The 20,435-nt window shown below is 71.5% G+C and carries 22 protein-coding genes; 9 read left to right on the top strand and 13 right to left on the bottom strand.

The genetic code is table 11. The features are described from left to right. The first annotated feature begins 17 nt into the window (after window positions 1–17). Entirely contained in the window at window positions 18–437 is a 420-nt protein-coding gene (locus P0Y31_RS13370) for a VOC family protein (RefSeq protein WP_275870139.1), read from the top strand. 9 nt (window positions 438–446) lie between these two features. Here P0Y31_RS13370 and P0Y31_RS13365 read toward each other — a convergent pair whose 3' ends face one another. The 3 genes from P0Y31_RS13365 to P0Y31_RS13355 all read right to left on the bottom strand — a co-directional run bounded on the left by P0Y31_RS13365 (window position 447) and on the right by P0Y31_RS13355 (window position 3,060). Continuing rightward, entirely contained in the window at window positions 447–1,010 is a 564-nt protein-coding gene (locus P0Y31_RS13365; protein WP_275870138.1) for a TOPRIM nucleotidyl transferase/hydrolase domain-containing protein, read from the bottom strand. A gap of 665 nt (window positions 1,011–1,675) precedes the next feature. Next, window positions 1,676–2,428 (bottom strand): hypothetical protein, encoded by a 753-nt coding sequence (locus P0Y31_RS13360; RefSeq protein WP_275870137.1) that lies wholly within the window; start codon window positions 2,426–2,428, stop codon window positions 1,676–1,678. 14 nt (window positions 2,429–2,442) lie between these two features. Beyond that, entirely contained in the window at window positions 2,443–3,060 is a 618-nt protein-coding gene (locus P0Y31_RS13355) for an RNA polymerase sigma factor (RefSeq protein WP_275870136.1), read from the bottom strand. A gap of 496 nt (window positions 3,061–3,556) precedes the next feature. On the opposite strand from P0Y31_RS13355, the gene P0Y31_RS13350 reads away from it, so the two are divergent. Genes P0Y31_RS13350 through P0Y31_RS13340 form a run of 3 tightly spaced genes read left to right on the top strand, consistent with a single transcriptional unit; the run spans window position 3,557 to window position 6,420 of the window. Next, entirely contained in the window at window positions 3,557–5,113 is a 1,557-nt protein-coding gene (locus P0Y31_RS13350) for a replication initiator (RefSeq protein ID WP_275870135.1), read from the top strand. Next, complete coding sequence (locus tag P0Y31_RS13345; protein WP_275870134.1) at window positions 5,082–5,309, top strand: helix-turn-helix domain-containing protein; 228 nt, start codon at window positions 5,082–5,084, stop codon at window positions 5,307–5,309. Before P0Y31_RS13350 ends, P0Y31_RS13345 begins: the two co-directional genes overlap by 32 nt. Before the next feature lies 1 nt (window position 5,310). Beyond that, window positions 5,311–6,420 carry a site-specific integrase gene (locus P0Y31_RS13340; RefSeq protein WP_275870132.1) on the top strand — a complete coding sequence of 370 codons (1,110 nt, stop codon included), beginning with the start codon at window positions 5,311–5,313 and terminating at the stop codon, window positions 6,418–6,420. A 20-nt stretch (window positions 6,421–6,440) separates the two neighbouring features. Here P0Y31_RS13340 and ychF read toward each other — a convergent pair whose 3' ends face one another. The 5 genes from ychF to P0Y31_RS13315 all read right to left on the bottom strand — a co-directional run bounded on the left by ychF (window position 6,441) and on the right by P0Y31_RS13315 (window position 12,796). Further along, a complete protein-coding gene (gene ychF, locus P0Y31_RS13335; RefSeq protein ID WP_275870130.1) occupies window positions 6,441–7,526 on the bottom strand; it encodes a redox-regulated ATPase YchF in 1,086 nt (361 codons plus the stop codon). Between the two features lie 12 nt (window positions 7,527–7,538). Next, complete coding sequence (locus tag P0Y31_RS13330; RefSeq protein WP_275870128.1) at window positions 7,539–8,417, bottom strand: thioesterase family protein; 879 nt, start codon at window positions 8,415–8,417, stop codon at window positions 7,539–7,541. A gap of 82 nt (window positions 8,418–8,499) precedes the next feature. Further along, the gene (locus P0Y31_RS13325) at window positions 8,500–10,917 is read right to left on the bottom strand and encodes a hypothetical protein (RefSeq protein WP_275870126.1); all 2,418 of its coding nucleotides are present in this window, start codon (window positions 10,915–10,917) and stop codon (window positions 8,500–8,502) included. 6 nt (window positions 10,918–10,923) lie between these two features. Next, window positions 10,924–11,598, bottom strand: coding sequence for a peptidoglycan-binding protein (locus P0Y31_RS13320; protein WP_275870124.1), 675 nt, complete (start codon window positions 11,596–11,598; stop codon window positions 10,924–10,926). Between the two features lie 175 nt (window positions 11,599–11,773). After that, window positions 11,774–12,796 (bottom strand): NUDIX hydrolase, encoded by a 1,023-nt coding sequence (locus P0Y31_RS13315; protein WP_275870122.1) that lies wholly within the window; start codon window positions 12,794–12,796, stop codon window positions 11,774–11,776. Window positions 12,797–12,845: 49 nt separating this feature from the next. On the opposite strand from P0Y31_RS13315, the gene P0Y31_RS13310 reads away from it, so the two are divergent. Next, a complete protein-coding gene (locus tag P0Y31_RS13310; RefSeq protein ID WP_275870120.1) occupies window positions 12,846–14,042 on the top strand; it encodes a DNA recombination protein RmuC in 1,197 nt (398 codons plus the stop codon). 44 nt (window positions 14,043–14,086) lie between these two features. Here the strand turns inward: P0Y31_RS13310 and P0Y31_RS13305 are convergent, their stop codons facing one another. Further along, window positions 14,087–14,674, bottom strand: a complete 588-nt coding sequence (locus P0Y31_RS13305) for a TetR/AcrR family transcriptional regulator (RefSeq protein ID WP_275870117.1) — start codon at window positions 14,672–14,674, stop codon at window positions 14,087–14,089. A 75-nt stretch (window positions 14,675–14,749) separates the two neighbouring features. Between P0Y31_RS13305 and P0Y31_RS13300 the strand changes: the two genes are divergently transcribed. Continuing rightward, window positions 14,750–15,286 carry a hypothetical protein gene (locus P0Y31_RS13300; protein ID WP_275870115.1) on the top strand — a complete coding sequence of 179 codons (537 nt, stop codon included), beginning with the start codon at window positions 14,750–14,752 and terminating at the stop codon, window positions 15,284–15,286. 3 nt (window positions 15,287–15,289) lie between these two features. On the opposite strand, the gene P0Y31_RS13295 is transcribed toward P0Y31_RS13300, so the two are convergent. From P0Y31_RS13295 to P0Y31_RS13285, 3 genes are all read right to left on the bottom strand, one after another. Continuing rightward, on the bottom strand, window positions 15,290–15,952 hold the full coding sequence (locus P0Y31_RS13295) for an urea carboxylase-associated family protein (protein WP_275870114.1): 663 nt from the start codon (window positions 15,950–15,952) through the stop codon (window positions 15,290–15,292). Further along, the gene (gene gntA / locus P0Y31_RS13290; RefSeq protein ID WP_275870113.1) at window positions 15,949–16,647 is read right to left on the bottom strand and encodes a guanitoxin biosynthesis heme-dependent pre-guanitoxin N-hydroxylase GntA; all 699 of its coding nucleotides are present in this window, start codon (window positions 16,645–16,647) and stop codon (window positions 15,949–15,951) included. The genes P0Y31_RS13295 and gntA overlap by 4 nt, the downstream gene beginning before the upstream one ends. A gap of 77 nt (window positions 16,648–16,724) precedes the next feature. After that, window positions 16,725–17,738, bottom strand: a complete 1,014-nt coding sequence (locus P0Y31_RS13285; protein ID WP_275870111.1) for a 4-hydroxy-3-methylbut-2-enyl diphosphate reductase — start codon at window positions 17,736–17,738, stop codon at window positions 16,725–16,727. Window positions 17,739–17,888: 150 nt separating this feature from the next. Between P0Y31_RS13285 and P0Y31_RS13280 the strand changes: the two genes are divergently transcribed. From P0Y31_RS13280 to P0Y31_RS13270, 3 genes are read left to right on the top strand one after another with little or no spacing between them, the layout of a single operon-like run. Continuing rightward, a complete protein-coding gene (locus P0Y31_RS13280) occupies window positions 17,889–18,278 on the top strand; it encodes a VOC family protein (RefSeq protein WP_275870109.1) in 390 nt (129 codons plus the stop codon). 48 nt (window positions 18,279–18,326) lie between these two features. Next, window positions 18,327–19,565, top strand: coding sequence for an exodeoxyribonuclease VII large subunit (xseA, locus tag P0Y31_RS13275; protein WP_275870108.1), 1,239 nt, complete (start codon window positions 18,327–18,329; stop codon window positions 19,563–19,565). Window positions 19,566–19,575: 10 nt separating this feature from the next. Next, window positions 19,576–19,815, top strand: a complete 240-nt coding sequence (locus tag P0Y31_RS13270; protein WP_275870107.1) for an exodeoxyribonuclease VII small subunit — start codon at window positions 19,576–19,578, stop codon at window positions 19,813–19,815. On the opposite strand, the gene P0Y31_RS13265 is transcribed toward P0Y31_RS13270, so the two are convergent. Beyond that, window positions 19,816–20,376, bottom strand: a complete 561-nt coding sequence (locus P0Y31_RS13265; RefSeq protein WP_275870106.1) for a DUF4245 domain-containing protein — start codon at window positions 20,374–20,376, stop codon at window positions 19,816–19,818. Window positions 20,377–20,435 lie beyond the last annotated feature (59 nt).

The following is a 20,435-nucleotide window of genomic DNA, read 5'->3' as shown; positions in this document are numbered from 1 at the left end:
CGAGAGGAGCAGTGACCATGGCTTCGCGCTTGAACCCCTACATCAGCTTCAAGGACGACGCTCGGGAGGCGATGGAGTTCTACCGGAGCGTCTTCGGCGGAACGCTCTCGATGAACACGTTCGGCGAGTTCGGCGCCGTGGACAGCCCCGACGCCGACAAGGTCATGCACGCCATGCTCGAGACCGACTCGGGCTTCACGCTCATGGCCGCCGACACCCCGGAGGGAATGGCGTACACGCCAGGACAGAGCATCTCGATCAGCCTGAGCGGCGACGACGAGCAGGAACTGCGCGGCTACTGGGACAAGCTGTCCGAGGGCGGCACGGTGACGACGCCGCTCGAGAGGCAGATGTGGGGCGACACGTTCGGGATGTGCTCCGACCGCTTCGGCATCGCCTGGCTGGTCAACATCGCAGGTGGCGATGCCCGGGAGTGACGGGCTCCCTCAGACCCGGGCGAGCACGGCAGCCAACGGCTCGGGCACGCGGCCGGGCTCCAGAGCCTCGACCAGCAGCGCCGCGTAGCGCGCCTTGCGCCCGGACCGGGCCCCGAGGAAACGCCGGAGCACCGCCTCTCGCGCCCAGTCCCGCTGCGCGGGCATGCCCGCCAGGAGCCGCAGCGAGCGCCCTTCGCCGGCCGCCTCGATGACGCCCTCGACGGCATCGGCACCAAGTGCCCTGATGAGCTCGTCCTCCAGATCCGCCGAGCACTTGTAGAAGCCCAGACCCGACGGCACCCCAGCCTCGAGGGGTGCGCCGCCCAGGCCCGCAGCGGCCAGGCCGTGGAGGAGCTTGGCCTCGTCAGCGGCGTCGTACAGCCCCGCCAGGGGGATTCCGAGCCCGTGCGGCCCGTATCGCGTCGCGAAGGTGCGGGTGTTGGTGATCCCGCCCATCGCGACGACCTCGATGCCCTCGGCAGAGAGGTCCCGGCCGCCGCGCTCCGCCAAGGTGTGCAGCGCCACCCGGTCGCTGGCCCCCTCGACCAGCACGACGGCGCGCAGCGTGGACACCTCACCATTAGGTGCGCTGAACCCCCGTCGGTCAACTGCGCACGCGTGTGGCGGGAGGACAACGCCGGGTCAGAGAGAGCCGGTCTCTCAGACGTTGAAGCGGAACTGCGACCCAAGGGTAGCCACCTGCGTGGCTGTGACATTCGTGCAGGTCAGAGCTTTGTGTCGTTCCGGTCGTATGACGGTGGCTGCCGCAGGGCGCATCTCTCGTGTGCCCCAAATGTGCCCCACGCTGGCCGGCCAGGGAGAGCCACCGACCCGATGGCGGAGCAGTGGAGGGCGGCCGTCGAGCCGGTCAAGGTCGCCCTGAACGCGGTGGTGATCCGGCGGTACACGGAGTGTGCACCGGGAGTCGCTGGGAGCTGCGGCCTTGACGGGCTCGTCGATGCCGGCCGGATGCTGCGGAGTCGGGTCGGCGGCTCGGTGGTGAGGAGTGCCTCGGACTGGTTCGGGGGCACTTCGTTGCGCGCGGGGTGCGGTGGGGTGCGCGAGGACGGCGCGCCAGCGCCGCCCGCAGCGCGGGGCCCCATCGCGGGGCCCCGCGTCGCGGCGAAGCCGCGCTTGAGCCAGTGAAGAAACTACTCACCGATTCGATCTGTGACTCTGGGTCCGGCCTTCAGTGGCCAAGGCAGAAGCGGGCAGTCTCGCTGGTATGCCGCTGCGCTTCAGGATCGAGGTCGGCTCACGTCGATGTTGCCGATGATGGTCCTGCCGTCGTCTTCGTAGACCGGGATGGGCGCTTGGCTGGTGCCGATATCGGTCAGGGTCGGCTTGGCTTGGTCGGTCAGCTGGTGGTAGTCGACCCATCCGCTCTTGCCGTTGTTGGCGACGGCCGGCACGAGATCGGGCATCTCGGTGTTGGACGGGATGCCGAGGATCCGACCGTCACCGACGGGGGCTGACTTGGGGTTCAGCCGGTCCGTGTAGACCGCGTAGAGGCGCCAGTGGGTGCCCGCGTCCACGTCGACGGGGATGCCCTTGGCGGGATCTACGGGTGCCAGGACTTGGGCATTGCTGGGATCGGTGGCGCTGGTCAGGGGAAGTGCATCCCGCTGCACCTTGGTGTAGTCCGGGCTGTTCGGGCCTTCCACGCTTCCACCGGGGGTTGCGCAGCGTAGACCGTCGTAGCAGGCCAGTTCGATCCGGACGTACGTCGCGTCCCGTGGCGCGGCGGGCAGCGCGACGGTGGCGGGGCCGACGCCGTTGACGATGACGGGCGCGGCCAGCGCTGGAGTGGCGATCTCGCCGGCGGGGCGCAGGTTGGCGACGGCGGCGACGCCTCCGAGGGCGAAGACGCCGATGGTGCCTCCGGTGACGATGGCGACGCGCCGGCGGGTGCGGCGCGGCTTGGCTGCGGGGAGGGCGACGAGCTCGCGGCGGAGTGCGGCGGCGAAGACGGGGTCAACAGTGGTGTTCATGGTCGGTCTCCGGTTCAGTGCTCGACCGCAAGGGTCAGGGAGTCAGGGGTGTGCTGCTGTGCGAGGCGCCGCCGGAGCCGTTGCCAGCGGGAGCGGGCGGCCTGCTCGCTCAGCCCGAGGACCTCGGCGGCTGCTCGCAGGGGGTAGTCCTCCAGCGCGACGAGTGACAGCAGTTGTCGGTCCGTGACGTTCAAGGATGTGATCGTCGCCAGCAGGGCCGGGTCGACGTCGAGGTCGAGCTGCGACAAGGCCTGCGTCTCGGCTGGGGCCACGAACCCCTCGGAACGTGGAAGGCGGTTCAGGAACACCCGGTACCGGCGGAGCCCACGACCGTGGTTGAGGCTCAGATTGCCGGCAGTGACGAGTAACCAGGGCAGAACGGAGCCGTCCACCACACGCACAGCGTGACGGCGCCGCCACAGTTCCAGGAAGGTGGCCGCGAGGACGTCCTCGGCGTCGTGCTGGTCACTGACCATCCGGAATGCATGGCGGTAGACGCGCTGCTGATGGGCATCGAAGACGCGACCGAAGGCGTCCCCATCTCCCGCCAGGGCGAGTCGCCACGTTGCGGCTTCATCGAACATTGTCATGCCCGGTGATGTCCGCACGTGCCAGTTCTGCGTCGCGCGCACCAGCTTGACCCACAGTTCCCCCGCCGTGCCATGGCGAGAGGGTCCCACCATCCGGGGCCACCGGTGGCTGCTGACACGCAGGGGAGTGCGGCTCGGCGCGCCACGCCATCACCGCTCCAAAAGGTAAAGATCTGGTCAAGGAGACGGGACAAAAGGGACAAAGTGTGGACTGAGCCGTTGGCTGCCTGCCACCGTCAAAACGTCGACAGCGCGCTCGTCGGCAGGCAGGGCGAAGTCCGTAAGTCGCTGTAAGGCAACGGAATTCGAGAGATGGACTCACGGCTGGTCGTTGTTGGTTGCGGTTGTTTGTCAGTGGTTTCCACTGGGCAGGCGGCACGACAGCCTCGATCAGGCCGGCGGGGTCTGTACAGACCAGCAACCGACGGGGCTTCGGGGGCTGGGCAGCTCACTGAGGTGGCCCACCCAAGGACCGGGTGTGCCGTGCGGATAAGCCCCCCCGTTCCGCACGGCACACCCACCGGGAGAGGGGGTGGCCATGACTCTGGCAACACGTAACCAGGTCTGGACCGCCCTGCCGCCCGTGCAGTTCGACGAGGAACGGCCGCTCGACCTCGACCTCGACCCGGTCACCGAGCGTCAGCTCGTCGCCCGCCTCTTCTCGCGGGACTTCGACGACTGGTCCGAAGTCCTGTCGCGCGTAGGCTTCTGCGCCAACCCGATCCGCCTGATCGGCCGCTCCGAGACCTTCGACACCCGAACCGGGGAACTCGTCCGCTCCTACGGCTCGGCCGACGAGGCGCTGGGCGTGACGTTCACCCGCTGCGGCAACCGCCGGGCCGACAAGTGCGAGTCCTGCTCCCGCCTCTACGCGGCGGACACGTTCCAGCTGATCCGCGCCGGCATCGCCGGGGGCAAGACCGTCCCCGAGACGGTCGCGGACAATCCGCTGGTCTTCGCCACCCTCACGGCACCCTCCTTCGGTCCGGTCCACGGCACCCGCCCGAACGGCGGCCGGTGCCGGCCGCGCCGAGACACCGGCCGCCGCTGCCCCCACGGATACCCGATGTCCTGCATGGCGGTCCACAGCGACGACGACCCCGCGACAGGACAGCCGTTGTGTCACGACTGCTACGACTACGGCTCGCAGGTGGTGTGGCAGTGGTGGGCACCCGAGCTGTGGCGGCGCTTCACCATCACCCTGCGCCGCCTGCTCGCCCACCACCTCGGTACGACCCCCGGGCGGTTGGGGAAGGTGGCGAGCCTGCAGTACGCCAAGGTCGCCGAGTACCAGCTGCGGGGTGCTGTGCACTTCCACGCCCTGGTCCGCCTCGACGGCCCGCAAACCCCGGAAGGCTTCGCCCCCGCCCCACCATCAGTTACCGCCCCGGTCCTGGCCGCCCTGGTCGGGCAGGCCGCCACCGCCGTGCGATTCACCGCCCCACCGGTCCACGACGACGACCCCGCCCGGCTGCTGGCGTTCGGCGCCCAGGTCGACACCCGGCCGGTCCGCACGAGCCGCCGCACCGACGACCCGGACCGGTCACTGACCCCCGAGCAGGTCGCCGGCTACCTCGCCAAGTACGCCACCAAGTCGACCGGCGACACCGAGGCCAAGGACAACGCCCACCTGCGGCGGCTGGAGGCCACCACGCGCCACCTCGCCGGCCGCACCGCGAGTCTCGAAGAGGACCCCGACGCGCCGTACGGGCTGCTCGGCAAGTGGGCGCACAGCCTCGGCTTCCGCGGGCACTTCGCGACCAAGTCTCGCCGCTACTCGGTCACCCTCGGCCAGCTCCGACGCGCCCGGCAGCGAGCCCAGGCCCGGATCGCCGAGGCCAATCGAACCGGCACCCCGATCGACCTGCGCCAGCTCGAGGCCGAGCTCGTCGCCGACGACCACGACGAGACCACCGTCGTCATCGGGTCATGGGCCTACGCCGGTTCCGGCTGGGCGAACGACGGCGAGACCGCCCTGGCCGTCGCGGCAGCCGCCCGCGCCCGCGAGTACGCCCAGGAGCGCGCAGCACACCGACGCAACATCCCCCTGAGAGGAGACAGTGATGCCAGCACGAAGACCAGCGCCGGCTGGTGAAACCGGTGCGTCTCGACCGCCCACCTGCGCCCGGTTGTGGACGCTCCAGGACGTCTCGGACTTCCTGAAGGTTCCGGTGGGGACGCTCTACCAGTGGCGCGTCCGCGGCGAGGGTCCACCGGCCTTCAAGGTCGGTCGCCACGTCCGCTTCGACCCCGACCGGGTCAGGGCCTGGGTCACGGACTCGGCGGCGTGACGTGGCCAGCATCGACAAGCGTGAGCGAGGTGGCACGGTCACCTGGCTCGCACGCTGGCGCGACGACACGGGGAGGCAGCGCAAGCGGTCGTTCAGCCGCAAGATCGACGCCCAACGCTTCGTCACGCAGCTCGAGGCGGACCTGTTGCGGGGGCAGTACGTCGACCCCTTCGACACGACGACCGTCCTCGAGTACGCCCGCCGCTGGGCAGGAGCACGCATCCATCGGCCGACGACAGCACGGCGCGTGGAGAGCATGATCGACACCCACATCGCGGGCACCACGTTGGGCGCACGACGTCTCGCGGTGGTCACCCCGTCGGAGGTGCAGGCGTGGGCGTCCGACCGCGCCCAGGTTCTGGCACCGACGACATTGCGGAACCTCGTGAGCCTGCTGCGGTCGGTCTACGCGTCGGCCGTTCTCGACCGGCTGGTCGCTTCGTCCCCGGTAGTGCGGCTCTCCCTCCCGCCGACGCACCGGGAACGCGTCGTCCCGCTGTCGGTCGAGCAGGTGCTAGCTCTTGCCGAGGCAATGCCGCGCCGCAATCGGGCAATGGTCATCACCCAAGCCGGTCTAGGGCTGCGGATCGGCGAGCTGCTCAGCCTGAGAGTGCAGGACGTCGACTTCATGCGTCGGTCGGTGCGCATCGAGTGGCAGCTCGCTCCCGGGCAGAAGACGCGCAGCGCCCCGAAGACGCGGCGGTCGACCAGGACCGTGCCACTCCCCCAGGTGGTGGCCGAGGCGCTGTCGATCCATCTCGAAGAGTTCATGCCGGGTGAGGACGGCAGCCTCTTCACCACACGGTTCGGGGCGCCATACCGGCACGACTACTACGGGACGCGGATCTTCGCCGAGGCAGTCGCCAAGAGCGGACTGCCGAAGTCGACCACGTCCCACGACCTGCGGCACCACTACGCCTCGGTGCTGCTGGCCCAGGGCGAGTCGGTCATCGCGGTGGCCGAGCGGCTGGGGCACCACAACGCGGGGCTGGTGCTGTCCACGTACGGCCACCTGATGCCGGATTCGGAGGACCGAACCCGGCGAGCGGTCGACAGTGCCTGGGCCGCATGTGCCCCACCTGTGCCCCACGGGGAGGTCGCAGGTCGCTGACCTGCGGTGATGGCCGTGTTTCAGACGTTGAAGCGGAACTCCACCACGTCGCCGTCGGCCATGACGTACTCCTTGCCCTCCATGCGGACCTTGCCGGCCGCCTTGGCGGCGTTCATCGAGCCGGCCTCGACCAGGTCGTCGAACGAGACGATCTCGGCCTTGATGAAGCCGCGCTGGAAATCGGTGTGGATCACACCGGCAGCCTGCGGGGCCGTCCAGCCCTTGCGGATCGTCCAGGCGCGCGACTCCTTCGGCCCTGCCGTCAGGTAGGTCTGCAGCCCGAGGGTGTGAAAACCCTTGTGCGCCAGCTGGTTCAGGCCAGGCTCGGAGACACCGACCGACTCCAGCAGCTCGCGCGCCTCCTCGTCGTCGAGCTCAGCGAGCTCGGACTCGAGCTTGGCGTTGAGGAAGATCGCGTCGGCCGGGGCGACCATTGCCGACAGCTCCTTTTGCAGGGCCTCGTCGGTCAGCTGCTCCTCGTCGACGTTGAAGACGTAGAGGAACGGCTTGGTGGTGAGCAGGCCCAGCTCCCTCGCCAGGTCCATGTCGACCCCGGAAGCCGCGCCCGCGGCATACAGGGTCGTGCCCTCCTCGAGCACCTTCTGGGCAGCCAGAGCGGTGTCGAGCACCGCCTTGTCGGTCTTCTTGCCCTTCACCTCCTTCTCGAGGCGGGGCACCGCCTTCTCGAGGGTCTGGAGGTCGGCGAGGATCAGCTCGGTGTGGATGGTCTCGATGTCGTCCTTGGGCGAGACCTTGCCCTCGACGTGGTGCACGTCGTCGTCGTGGAACGCGCGCACGACCTGGCAGATGGCATCGGCCTCACGGATGTTGGCGAGGAACTTGTTGCCCAGGCCCTCCCCCTCGGACGCGCCGCGCACGATGCCGGCGATGTCGACGAAGGACACGGTGGCCGGCAGCACGCGCTCGGAGCCGAAGATCTCGGCGAGCTTCGCGAGCCGCGGGTCGGGCAGTGGGACGACGCCGACGTTGGGCTCGATGGTCGCGAACGGGTAGTTCGCGGCGAGCACGTTGTTCTTGGTCAGCGCGTTGAAGAGCGTCGACTTTCCGACGTTCGGGAGACCGACGATTCCGATAGTGAGAGCCACAAGGAGAGGATTCTACCGGCGCGGCGACGTCGCCCGAGCCAGCTGCCGCGACAGGGCGACCAACCGGCCCTCGCTGTCCCACACCTCGGCGTCCTCCTCGAGGTACCCGCCCGACAGCGTGCGGCTGGTCAGGTTGACCCGCAGCCAGCCAGGGGCAGGACGGCACCGCACGTGGGCGGTGAGCTCCAGGGTCGGCGTCCAGCCGGGCAGGCCGAGCTCGAAGGCCACCGGGGGCAGGGCGTCGACGGCCAGCAGGAGCAGCAGCGGGTCGGGCTCGCGCCCGTCGGCCATCCGGAACCAGCCCCGGATGACACCGTTGCCCGAGGGCTTGCCCACCGCCCAGCCGGTCGTGGCCGGGTCGAGCCGCAGGTCGAGCCGCTGGAGCAGCGAGGCGTGCTTGAGGAACTGCGGCGGCGCCTGCTCGGCCGACACGCAGGCATCCGGCTCGGGCAGCTCCGGCGGCGTCGCGGTCGTGCTGACGTCGCCGTCCACGGACGCGAGGTCGCCATAGGTCGCAAGCACGCGTACCCGCTCAACCTCCCCACCGCTGCCGTCGTCCTGAACCAGCGACGCCTGCCCGGTCGAGACGGCACGGCCCCGCCGCACCGCCTCGGTGCGCACGGTGACCGGACCCGGCACCCCCGGCGTGAGGAAGAAGGCACTGATCGCCATCGGGTCGGCGTGCCCCGGTATGCCGTCGATGGACGTCTCGCCCAGCTCGCGCCGGAGCGCGTGGCCGGCGAGCGCGAGGAGCAGCCCGCCGTTGATGCCGCCGCCGATGCGCCAGCCTTCTCCCAAGGTGCCGCGATAGGTGCCGACCCGGCCCGAGCCGGGCTCGTTCTGGGCGGCCTCCAGCGCGATCTCGCGGTCGAACTCGCTCTGAGCTGGCATCACGCCTCCTGGCTGCGCGGACATCGGGCCGGACGGGCCCCGGCCCAGTCTGCACGGGCGCCCGCCGGCATCCCCGCGGGGGTCAGGGCGCGGTCGTCTCCGGCGCCGCCGTGGACGTCGCGCCCTCCGTCGGGGAGCTGGTGGCAGTCTCCGTCGGTGAGGGCGAGGCGGTGTCGGTGCCCTCCGGCTCGGCCGCCGAGCCCGTGGGCGAGGCGGTCCCGGTGGCCGTCGAGCCGGGCGCGGTGGCTCCGTCCGTCGGGTCCGGGCTGACCGAGCCGGTGCTGCCATCAGCGGGGCTCGTGACTCCCGCCTCCCCCGTCGGCGTGCCGCCAGGAGCCGAGGACGTCGAGGGTGTCGAGCCCGACGTGGCGGACGGGTCGACGCCCACGACGGCAAGGATCTGTCGCTCGAAGTCCTCCAACCGGGCCTGGATCTCCGAGAGCGGCACATCCGCCAGGCTGGCCCCGAACGCGGCGATCTCCCGCCACAGCGCCTCGAGCTCGGCCAGGGCCTGCGCGTCCAGGGCTTCCGGCACGGTGACGACCAGCTGCTGGGCGAGCGCGAAGGTGACGCACTCGACGCAGGCGTAGTTGACCGCCGCGGAGAGGTTCTGCGGCACGACGACGTCGGCCGACCCGACGACGAGCACCACCTGGAACGCGACCGCCACGGTGCGGCACCCGTCGCAGCTCGCGAGCGCGTAGGCCTCGTTGGTGTTGAGGACCGTGTCTTCGTCGGCCCACACGAGCGCGAAGGCCACGTCGTAGGTCGTGCCCCCGGCCGTCGTGTTGACCGCGAGTGCCTGGTTGTCTCCCTCGCCGGGAGGCGCCGGGCGGCTGAACGGGAACACCCACGTCGGGGCGGCCGGTGCGCTTGCGTCGGCGCCGGGTGCGCCCCCGGCACCGGTCTGCGTCGCTGCGTCCCTCGGCACCAGCACCACGGCCAGCTCAGGCTTGTCGGCTGTGGGCAGGACGGCATCCCCCGGCCAGAGGGTGCGGGCCGTGCCGCTGCCTCCCTCGACCAGACCGGTCGGGGTGGCGCTGCGCAGCGAGACCGGCAGCACGTCCTGCACGACGCCCCGCTCGTAGGGACGGATCGGTCGGTAGGCATCGGGGTCGGGCCACCAGGCCCAGGCGAGCCCCGCGACCAGGCCCGCCGCCACGAGCCCGGCCAGGCCACGCCGCACGGGGCGGCCCTCGGTGCCCCGCCAGGCACGGGTGGCCACCTGCTGCGCCGCCCGCCCGATGATCACGAGGGTGCCCAACGTGGGCAGGGCGATGGCCAGCAGCGACAGCACGCGCACGCCCACGCCCAGCACGTCGCCCTCGCCGAAGCGCTCTGCCAGCAGGGCCGCCTGCTCCTGCAGGCTGTGGGCCGCGGTGCCGAGCAGGCGCGGCAGGGCCAGCACCATGAGGACGAGCACGGCCAGCAGCACGGGCACCACGACGAGCACCCAGGCCGTGACGACGGCGCGGGCCCACGGCTTGAGCGCCGCCGCCTCCGGCACACGCCGGCCGCCGGGCACCAGGCTGCGCAGGGTCGGCCCGATGCGGTGGAAGAGGTCGGGCACGCCGGTGAGGTCGGCGAGCACGTGGTAGCCGTCGAACCGCACCAGCGGAGCCAGCTGGCGCAGCATCTGCAGCACCTGGGTGGCGATGATGAGCAGCACCGCGTCCCAGCGGGTCGCCCACCACACCGCGAACATGACGATCGCGACGATGGCGTTGAAGTACAGGCCGCCGAGGTCGGTGCGCACGCGACCCGCCCGGCCGAGGCGGTAGCTGTCGGTGACGTCGGTGTAGAACGCCGGCCACACCAGGTAGAGCCCCGTCCCCATCGCGCCGGGGGTGGCGCCGCCGTAGCGGGCCGCGGCCGCGTGCCCGAACTCGTGGAAGCCGGCCGAGACGACCGTCAGCGCGAAGACGACCAACAGCAGCCCGGGCTGGTCGAACGCCTGGTGCGTCGCCGACGCCAACCCCTTCTCGAACAGCACCCAGCCGCAGACGGCGAGGAAGGCGAGGCAGACCAGCGTGACGACCACGGGGGCGAACAGCCGAGCGAAGGGGGCGGTCACCCGGTTGGTGACGTCGGGATCGGAGACGACGTAGCGGAACCGCAGAGCCAGCAACGGGTTCGAGCGTTTCAGCTCCGGGTCGGACCCGTCGGCGAGCTGCAGGGCACCGAGCGTGCGCAGGCGGTCACACAGGGCCTCGACGTTCTCGGCGGTGACCTGTCGCCCGACGGCGGGCCCCACCACGTCGGCGATCTCGCCGTGGCTGCGCCGCCCGTCGACGGTGGCCAGCACGGCATACAGCAGTGGTGTCAGCGCGATGGTCTGGCCGTCGGAGCGACGGACCAGGGACGGCGGCTCCTTGTAGCCCGACCCGGCGACCCCGCCGATCAGCTCGAGCCCGGTGGCCCGCACCGGCACGTCGGCGGCCGGGGGCGCCTGCGCGCCCCCGGCTGCCGCGGTGCCACTCGCCTCGTGGAGGGCACTCACGCCGCGCTACTGGTTGATGCCCGAGGTCTGGTTGATCGTGGCCTCGGCGTCGGCGTCGATGTCCTGCGTGATGATCGCGTCCTGCTGGGCCACGGCCACGGCGTCGGAGTCGACCGACGCCACGTTGGCGGCCACGGCAGCGTCGATCGGCGCAGCGACGTTGGCGTTGGCCGCCACCGCACCACCGATCGGCGCGGCGACGTCGAGGTCGGCGGCGAGGTCGACGTCCACGTCGAGCAGGTCGCCGTCGAGCACGGACCCGGTGTCGGTCGGGTCGGTGGCGTCGACGCCGGTGCCCGAGTCGGTGGTGCCCTCGGTGGTGCCACCAGTGCTGCCGTCGCCTGCTGGCGCCTCACCCGCGGTCTGGTCGATGGTGCTGTCCTGGTTGCCTTCGGCGACGGCCTCGCCCGTGAGGCCCTGGTCGATGACGACGCCCTGGTCGGCGAGCGCCTGGGCCGTCGAGCCGCTGGACAGCACGTTGGCGCCGACCGCCGCGTCGATCGGTGCGGCGACGTTGGCGTTCGCCGCGACCGCGAGGTCGATGGGCGCCGCGGCGTCGAGCCCCAGGTCGAGGTCGGCGTTGAGGTCGAGGAGGCTGATGACCTCCTTGTCGGGCAGCGCGGTGCCGCCCTCGGCAGCCAGCTCCTCGTCGGACAGCGGCTTCATCTCTGACTCGCTCATGGTCCCCTGCTCCTCCCGGCGCGGGTTGTCCGCGCACACTGGTGTGCGACGCCCTGCTATCGCGGTGCTCCCCAGCTCGCGTCGACGTTTCCGGAGCCTAGGTGCGCCCCCGGAAACCCACCACTCGAACGGTTCGCCACCCCGTCAACGAGAGCGGGTGGGCCGGGTTACGCGCTCACAGCGCCGGCAGGCCGTCCTCGAGGTATGCCGTGGGGCCGGCGTGCGTGGCGAGGAACGCCAGCAGCCGCTGGTTGTAGGGCGCGACCCGCTCCTCCAGCTCCTCCTCATCGACCCAGTGCAGCGCACGAATCTCCCTGGGCTGCAGTGCTGCCCGCAGTGGGAGGTCGTGGTCGGCGGTGCCGAGGTCGAAGACGAAGACGGTCGCGTCGGTCCAACCACGCCACGGCGGAAGCCAGTTCACGGCCAGCAGCCCCTGCGGGCGCACCTCCAGGCCGAGCTCTTCCCGCACCTCCCGGACCAGGCACTCCGACGGCGACTCCGTCGGGTCGACGACGCCGCCCGGCAGGTCCCACTCGCCCTTGTAGGTCAGCTCGCAGAGGAGCACCCGACCCTCCGGGTTGCGCAGCACCCCCTGGGCGATCGCGCGCTTGGTGGGCAGGGTCGAGTTGAGGATGCCGATGAAGCCCTCGCGCGTGTCCGGCTCGGGGTCGCTGCGCAGCCGGCCGAGGACGACGGTGTCGTGCCGCTCCTCGCCCAGCAGGGTGTTGCCCCGCATCAGCCCCTCCCGACGCAGGCCGGCCCGGTGCGCGACGCGCAGCGAGGCGCGGTTGAGCGGGTTCACGTGCGCCTCGACCCGCTCGAGCCCCAAGCCGTCGAAGGCGAACCGGACGAGCAGGCGCACCGCCCGTGTCGCCAGGCCCTTCTCACGGTAGGGCGCGTAGATCGCCCATGACAGCACGCCGACGCCGTGCTCGGCCCGGCGCACGTCGACCGACCCGACGGGCTCGCCGTTCCACTCGCACAGGAAGGTCGCCTTCACGGCCCCGTCGGCCCACTCCCGCGCCGTGCGGTCGACCCACGCGGCGTGCTCCTGCGCTGTTGGCACCGCCTCGGAGAACCCGAACCACCGGGCGATGACCTCGTCGTGCAGGTGCCGGGTGGCCTCCGCGTCGCCGGGCTGCCAGCCCCGCAGGACGAGGTCGCCGTCGCGCAGGGTGGGCTGCTCGGACCGGGACATGCCGCCAGCCTACGGCGGGCTGTCACCGGTCGCTGGCAGGGTCTGCGGCATGGAAACCGTGCTCGCGCTCATCGCCGGCCTCGTTGTCGGCGCCACCGTCTCCGCCTTCGTCGTCCGCCAGCTGGGGGCGGTGCGGGCCGCGGCCACCACCGCCGAACGCGATCTGCTGCGCGAGCGGGTGCTCGACCTCGAGGCCGCCCTCGCCGACGACGCCCAGACGGCCGCGGCCCTGGCCCCGCTGCGCGACACCCTGGCCCGGGTCGAGACCCAGGTCGGCACCCTGGAGCGCGACCGCACCCACCAGTTCGCGGCCCTCGAGCGCACGATCGCCCAGGTGCACGCCTCCACCGCCTCGCTCGACCGGCAGACGCAGAGCCTCGCGGGCTCCCTCAACGCCTCCACCGTCCGTGGCGCCTGGGGTGAGGTGCAGCTGCGGCGGGTCCTCGAGCACGCCGGCCTGCTGGCCCGGTGCGACTTCGACGAGCAGGTGTGCCGCGTCAGCCGGCACGGCAAGCAGGTGCGCCCCGACGTCGTCGTCCAGCTCCCCGGCAACAAGCACCTCGTCGTCGACTCCAAGGCCCCCATGACAGCCTTCCTCCAGGCCCAGGCCGACGATCTCCCCTCTGAGCAGCGGGGCGAGCTGCTGCGCCAGCACGCCACCCACCTCAAGGGCCACGTCCGCTCGCTCGCCGACAAGGACTACTGGTCGGCCTTCGAGACCGCGCCCGAGATGGTGGTCTGCTTCGTCCCGAGCGAGGCCATGCTCTCCGCCGCCCTCTCGGCCGACCCCAGCCTGCACGAGGAGGCCATGGCCCGGCGGGTCGTGCTGGTCGGGCCCGGTGCGCTCCTCGCCCTGCTGCGCACCGTGGCTTTCACCTGGCAGCAGGACGCCTTGACCGCGAACGCCCGCGAGCTCATGAAGGTGGGGCGCGAGCTCTACGACCGGCTCGGCACCCTCGGCTCGCACACCGCGAAGATGGGCACCGCCCTGCAGCGCTCGGTGGAGGCGTACAACCAGATGGTCGGCGCCCTGGAGGCGCGGGTGCTCGTCTCCGCGCGGAAGATGCGCGACCTCGAGGTGGTCGAGGCCGAGCTGCCCCAGCCGTCACCCGTCGAGGTGGGCCCCCGGGTGCTGACCGCGATGGAGCTGATCGACGCCGCCACCGCCGACGACGAGCGCCCGCAGCTCGACTTCGTCGCCACGGACCAGCGATCCGACCCCGGAGCAGACCGCCGCATCTCCTGAGGGGGGCTGGGGCGCCGACGAGCCACCAGCCCCTGGGCCCGCGCTCAGCCGGCGCCGAGCTCCGCGAGGTGAGCCAGGAGCGCAGCCCGGATGCGGGTCCGAGGCATCAGGCGAGGATGCATCGTGCCGTGCAGGGCCAGACCGTCGACGAGGGCGTGCAGGCGGTCGGTCTCGAGCACCAGGTCGCGGCCGCCCCCGTCCTCGCCGACGACGAGCCGCACGCTGGAGCGGCAGAGCTGGCGCAGTCCGCGGTGCGACTCCTCCGTGATGCCCCGCAGCTCGTCGTCCGTGCGCGCAGCCGCGGAGAGCGCCAGCCACACCTCCGCCTCGGCGCGGCGCTGGGCGTCCATGGGCAGCACCTCCTCGAGGAGGTCGGCCACGCCCGCGACGTCGCGCACCTCTGCCGCCACCGCCGCGATCCGCTCCTGCACCTGCTCGGTGAGCGTCTGCATGGCGAAGGCGATCAGCTCGTTCTGGCTCGAGAAGTAGTGCCGGATCGAGCCGGTCGACCAGCCTGCCTCGGCCGCCACCGTCCGCACCGACGCCCCGGCGAAGCCGTCCCTGCGAAGGACCCGCCACAGGGCATCGGCGATCTCCTGACGGCGCTGGGCGTGGTCCACGACTCGGGGCACGGACCCGTTGTATCACGACTGTGCTAAGTTGTTTCCAACACAGTCGTATCAAATAAGTGTTGCTCAGGAGGGGACGTGCTCGTCGGGCTCATCGTGTTGTGCGAGGTGATGTTCTGGGTCGTGCTGCTCGCCGGCCTCGCCGCGCGCTACCTGCTGCGCCGCCGGCGGCTTGGCGCCGCGCTGCTGGTGACCGCCCCCCTGGTCGACCTGGTGCTGCTCACCGCCACAGCCCTCGACCTGCGCTCCGGCGGCACAGCCACGATGGCCCACTCCCTCGCCGCCATCTACATCGGCGTCTCGGTCGGCTTCGGGCACAGCATGGTCCGCTGGGCCGACACCCGCTTCGCCCACCGCTTCGCCGGGGGCCCCGCACCGACCCCCAAGCCGCGGCACGGCGCCGCACACGCGGCATACGAGCGGTCCGGCTGGCTGCGGCACCTCACCGCCTGGGCGGTCGGGGTCGGCCTCATGGGCCTGGCCGTCCTCGTGGTCGGCGACAGCGAGCGCACGAGCGCCCTCATCGACACGATGCGCCTGTGGTCGGTGGTCCTGGTGGCCGACGCGGCGATCTCGCTGAGCTACTCGCTCTGGCCGAGGAAGGCACCCGCCTAGCGGCTACGCCTCCGAAGGGGAGGTGATCGCGTAGTCGATCGGCTTGCAGACGCCCCCGTTGGACTTCTCGGCCGAGCACGCCGTCAGGCCGACGTGCAGGTCCATCTCGGCGCGCACCGCGAACCGGTCGCCCGGCTTCGAGGTCGGCGGGTCGATGTGCAGCTCGCCCGTCTCGTCGGTCCACACGTTCATGAAGATGTTGAGCGTCGTGCTGACCTGGTCGGGCTCGACGCCGAACTGCTCGAGGCCGAGGCACAGGTTCTCGAAGCAGCTCGGATGGTAGGCCCCCTCGAACTCGGGGTAGAGCAGGTCGAAGGTCTGCTGGCTGCAGGGCGTGAGCAGGAAGTCGTGCCGGCCGCAGGTGTCCTCGACGATGGTCGCCATCGGCCGGCTCCGGTTGCTGTAGAGCACGTCGCCGGTGGTGAAGTAGACCTTGTTGCCGTAGTCGATGGTGCGGCCGCTGGAGAGCCACTCGCCGTGGTCCTCGGCGCTGAACGAGAAGAAGTCGCTCACCTGCACACCGCTGGGGTCGACCACGGTGAGCACCTGCCCGGCGCGCAGCAGGAAGCCGGTGCCGGTCTGGGGCGCCAGCCGCGTGAACCCCTCCTCCGGTGCCGGCGCGTCCTGGGCTGCCGGGGCGGGCGCTTCGGACTCGGGCTGGCTCATGCGGTTGCTCCCTCGGTGTCGGCGATGGCGTCGGGGTCGGGCTCGAACGGGGGCTCCCAACCCTCCTCGAGCTCGCGGCCGGAGTACTGGCGGGCCTCGGAGGCCGTGCCGTAGTCGCCGACCATGGGGTTGACGCTGCCCTGCAGCTCCTCGTCGCGGCGCCGGATCGTGTCGCGCATCCGCTCGAACGCGCCGCTCTCGCGCAGTGCCTCGAACTGCTCGTGCAGGTTGAACACCAGCACCGGCAGCGGGAACCGCCGCGCCTCCCGGGACGCCTCGGGGTGCAGGCCGACGATGAAGAACGGCGTGCCCGCCACGCTGAACCCGAAGTGCGGGTCGTTGGGGTCGGCCGACACCTCGGGCGCCCACGGCTCCTCGTCGACGTCGTGCAGGCGCTGGAGCAGAGCCCAGAGCATGTCCTCGAAGTGCTTCTCGTCGCGCACCTGCGGCCCGCGGAACCCGGCGACGAAGGAGGCGAAACCCTCCTCGGTGTCGACGGTGCGGGAGTAGTCGCGCAGCTGCTCGAACAGAGCGCGAGCCGTCTCCGGGCTCTCCATGTCGCCGTGCAGCACGACGGTGGCCCGGTCGCGGCGGAAGACCGACTTGGCCCCCAGGCAGGGGTAGTCGGGTCCCAGCACGCGCTCGGACAACAGCTCCTCGAGCTCCTCGACGGAGCCCGCGACGGCATGCGACATCGGCGGCCTTTCCTTCGACGGGTGGCAGGCCCTGACCTGCACTTTCATCCTAGGTAGGCCCCGTCGAGACCGCGCGTCTAGTGGAGGCTGCCCGCCTCGCTGAAGGAGGCGTCGTGGCGCATCTTGTCCGACAGCCCCCGCGCCTTGAGGTCGCGGCGGATCTCGTTGGGCAGCGCGAAGAGCAGGCTCTCCTCGGCAGCAACGACCGGGTTGACGTCCTCGTAGCCCCGCTGGGCGAGGAACTCGAGCACGTCGCGGACGAGCACTTCCGGCACCGAGGCTCCCGAGGTCACGCCGACCGTCTGGACCCCCTCGAGCCACGCCTCGTCGATCTCGTCGGCGTAGTCGACCAGGTGGCCGGCCCGGGCGCCGTGCTCGAGGGCGACCTCGACGAGGCGCACCGAGTTGGAGGAGTTCCTCGAACCGACCACGATCATGAGGTCGGTCTCGGGCGCCATCTGCTTCACGGCGAGCTGGCGGTTCTGGGTGGCGTAGCAGATGTCGTCGCTCGGCGGGTTCTGCAGCTTGGGGAACCGCTCCTTGAGGCGCCGGACGGTCTCCATCGTCTCGTCGACCGAGAGCGTCGTCTGCGACAGCCAGACGACCTTCTCGGGGTCGCGCACGGTGACGTTCTCCACGTCGTCGGGGCCGTCGACCAGGGTGATGTGGTCGGGTGCCTCGCCCGAGGTGCCGACGACCTCCTCGTGGCCCTCGTGGCCGATGAGGAGGATGTCGTAGTCGTCGTTGGCGAAGCGGACGGCCTCGCGGTGGACCTTGGTCACCAGCGGGCAGGTCGCGTCGATCGTCTTGAGACTGAGAGCCTTGGCCTCCTCGTGCACCACGGGGGCGACGCCGTGGGCCGAGAAGATCACCGTGGCGCCCTCGGGCACCTCGTCGGTCTCCTCGACGAAGATCGCGCCCCGCTTCTGCAGCGTGGTCACGACGTGCTTGTTGTGCACGATCTCCTTGCGCACGTAGACCGGCGGGCCGTAGAGCTCCAGCGCCTTCTCGACCGTCACCACGGCCCGGTCGACGCCGGCGCAGTACCCGCGCGGGGCAGCCAGCAGGACACGTTTGGAGGCAGAGGTCATGTGCCCATGGTAGGTGGCCGGTCCGGAACACCCGAATTCACGGCTGGGTGGTGACGCGAGGTCCCACCTCTCGCACCATGCGGCCACACATGGTGCGAGAGGTGGGATCTCGCAGTCGCGAGCCAGGCCGTCGGCGGGTAGGCAGGTGCCATGACCCGAGGACGCACACCACAAAGCCCGCTGGGCATCACGCTGGACGCTCAGGACGCTCCAGCGCTGGCCCGGTTCTACCGAGACCTGCTCGGCTGGGAGCTGGTCGAGGACACTGCGCCGTGGTGCACGCTGCAGGCCGCCGGCTCGCCGCTCACCCTTGCCGTCAAGGAGGAGCCGCTCCACCAACGCCCTGCCTGGCCCGCCGAGCCCGGCGCCCAGCAGATGCAGGCCCACCTCGAGGTGCCGGTGGACGACCTCCCCGGCGCCGTGCAGGATGCGCTCGCCCTCGGAGCGGAGCTGCCGGACCACCAGCCCCAGGACCACGTCCGGGTGCTGCTCGACCCGGCGGGGCACCCGTTCTGCCTGTACACCGAGCGACCGTCCTGAGCGTGGTGCGCGGACCTGTCGTCGGCCCCGGCTCCTAGAGTGGCGTCCGTGACGCCGCCAGACCTGCCCGAGCGGGCCGCCGACACCACGGCCGACCAGCCGTGGCCGGTGCGGCTGCTGAGCATGAGGATCGCCGAGTACGTCGAGAAGATGTCGGTGCTCTGGGTCGAGGGCCAGGTCGTGCAGCTCAACCGCCGTCCCGGGGCCCGCACCGCCTACCTGACCCTGCGCGACCCCGACGTCGACATGTCGCTGTCGGTCGCGATCCAGGTCAACGCGCTCGACGCGATGGCCGCCCCGCTCACCCAGGGGGCCCGGGTCGTCCTGCAGGCCAAGCCCGTCTTCTGGACCCAGCGCGGCTCACTCATGCTCGACGCGCGCCAGATCCGGCCGGTGGGCGTCGGCGAGCTGCTCGCCCGCATCGAGCACCTCAAGCGCACACTCGCCTCCGAGGGCCTGTTCGCCGCCGAGCGCAAGAAGCCCCTGCCGTTCCTGCCCCGCACCGTCGGGCTGGTCTGCGGCCGCGCGAGCGCCGCCGAGAAGGACGTGGTCGAGAACGCCCGCCGGCGCTGGCCGACGGTGCGCTTCGCCATCCGCGAGGTCGCGGTGCAGGGCCCGACCGCGGTCACCGAGGTCACCGCGGCCCTCCAGGAACTCGACGCCGACCCGGCCGTCGAGGTCATCGTCATCGCCCGGGGCGGCGGCTCCGTCGAGGACCTGCTGCCGTTCAGCAACGAGACCCTGCTGCGCGCCGTCGCCGCGGCACGCACCCCCGTGGTCAGCGCCATCGGCCATGACGTCGACACCCCGCTGCTCGACCACGTCGCCGACTGGCGGGCCTCCACCCCCACCGACGCCGCCAAGTTGGTGGTGCCCGACGCCGCCGACGAGCGCCGCGGCATCCAGCAGTCGCGCCTGCGGGCCCGGCGGGCCCTCGCCGGGCGCATCGACGGCGAACGCCGGCACCTGACCGCGGTCCGCTCGCGGCCGGTCATGGCCGACCCCACGGCGATCATCAGGGCCCGGCGCGAGGAGCTCGATGCCCTGCGGCACCGGGCCCGCCACCGGGTGACCGCGGCGGTGCACCGCGCCGCTGACCAGGTCGAGCACCTGCGCGCCCAGGTGCGCACCCTCTCGCCCCTGTCGACGCTGGAGCGCGGGTATGCCGTGGTGCAGCACGCGGACGGACGGATCGTCATGGACCAGGCCGACCTCGACGTCGACGAGCTGCTGCGCATCCGGGTGGCCCGTGGGGACTTCGGGGCCCGCGTCGTGGGGCTGCCCTAGGGTGGTCGCCATGCCCAAGGACACCCAGGCACCCCCCACCCCGGCGGAGGAGTTCCCCGACATCGCCGAGCTGCCCTACGAGGCCGCCCGCGACGAGCTCGTCGCCATCGTGGCCCAGCTCGAGGGCGGGCAGGCAGGACTGGAGGAGAGCATGCGCCTGTGGCGACGGGGTGAGGCCCTCGCGGCGCACTGCAGCACCTGGCTCGACGAGGCCGAGGCGACGCTCGGCGGCTCGGACGGCGGGGAGTAGCTACTCGGCGGGCTGCACCGGCTGGAGCGTCTCGGCGAAGGCCTTGAGCTCGTCGAAGGTGCCGGTCCCGGTGATCAAGGTGGTCAGGCCGTCGGGCGTCTCCTCGGTGGAGAGCAGGCTGCGCTGCACCTTGGGGCTGCGCTCGAAGGTCGTCCACGTCTGGCCGGCCGCCTGCACCTCGCCGGTGCGCTTGGCACGGTTGGTCTGCGCCTCGATCCACCCCTGCGTGGCGTTTTGGGTCTGCTCGAGGGCCACGTAGTTGCCGGTCGGCGACTGGTAGCCCGCGTGCCAGGTCTGCAGACCGTCGGTGCTGCGGACGTACCGGACGCTGGTGGCCTTCCACCCCTCCGGAAGGCCCTGCGGCTGCGAGATCGCCCAGCCGCTCTCGCGGGCCACCTCGACGGCGGCGGCCGCCACGTTGACCGGTGGCTGCGAGACGGTGTTGACCCGGGGCACGATCGCGATGAGCGCCGCCACCAGTGCCGCCACGACCAACAGGGAACGGGCCATGTTGGCGACGGTGCCGGCGGCGTAGGAACTGCGGGGCGACGACGTGCTCACCTTCCTATGGTCCCTGACGGGCACCACGCCGCGCGAACCGCCCCACCCCGATAGAGTCG

Source organism: Knoellia sp. 3-2P3, assembly GCF_029223115.1.
In the GTDB taxonomy this organism is placed as follows: domain Bacteria; phylum Actinomycetota; class Actinomycetes; order Actinomycetales; family Dermatophilaceae; genus Pedococcus_A.
This window is presented reverse-complemented; position numbering and strand designations above follow the sequence as displayed.

Coding starts and splice junctions, on each gene's coding strand:
- P0Y31_RS13330 (WP_275870128.1), bottom strand. CDS start 8,417: ATGCCAGCTCAGAGCGAGTTCGACCGCGAGATCGCGCTGGAGGCCGCC.
- gntA (WP_275870113.1), bottom strand. CDS start 16,647: ATGTCGCATGCCGTCGCGGGCTCCGTCGAGGAGCTCGAGGAGCTGTTG.
- P0Y31_RS13370 (WP_275870139.1), top strand. CDS start 18: ATGGCTTCGCGCTTGAACCCCTACATCAGCTTCAAGGACGACGCTCGG.
- P0Y31_RS13345 (WP_275870134.1), top strand. CDS start 5,082: ATGCCAGCACGAAGACCAGCGCCGGCTGGTGAAACCGGTGCGTCTCGA.
- P0Y31_RS13320 (WP_275870124.1), bottom strand. CDS start 11,598: ATGAGCGAGTCAGAGATGAAGCCGCTGTCCGACGAGGAGCTGGCTGCC.
- P0Y31_RS13295 (WP_275870114.1), bottom strand. CDS start 15,952: ATGAGCCAGCCCGAGTCCGAAGCGCCCGCCCCGGCAGCCCAGGACGCG.
- P0Y31_RS13270 (WP_275870107.1), top strand. CDS start 19,576: ATGCCCAAGGACACCCAGGCACCCCCCACCCCGGCGGAGGAGTTCCCC.
- P0Y31_RS13310 (WP_275870120.1), top strand. CDS start 12,846: ATGGAAACCGTGCTCGCGCTCATCGCCGGCCTCGTTGTCGGCGCCACC.
- P0Y31_RS13280 (WP_275870109.1), top strand. CDS start 17,889: ATGACCCGAGGACGCACACCACAAAGCCCGCTGGGCATCACGCTGGAC.
- P0Y31_RS13360 (WP_275870137.1), bottom strand. CDS start 2,428: ATGAACACCACTGTTGACCCCGTCTTCGCCGCCGCACTCCGCCGCGAG.
- P0Y31_RS13315 (WP_275870122.1), bottom strand. CDS start 12,796: ATGTCCCGGTCCGAGCAGCCCACCCTGCGCGACGGCGACCTCGTCCTG.
- P0Y31_RS13350 (WP_275870135.1), top strand. CDS start 3,557: ATGACTCTGGCAACACGTAACCAGGTCTGGACCGCCCTGCCGCCCGTG.
- P0Y31_RS13285 (WP_275870111.1), bottom strand. CDS start 17,738: ATGACCTCTGCCTCCAAACGTGTCCTGCTGGCTGCCCCGCGCGGGTAC.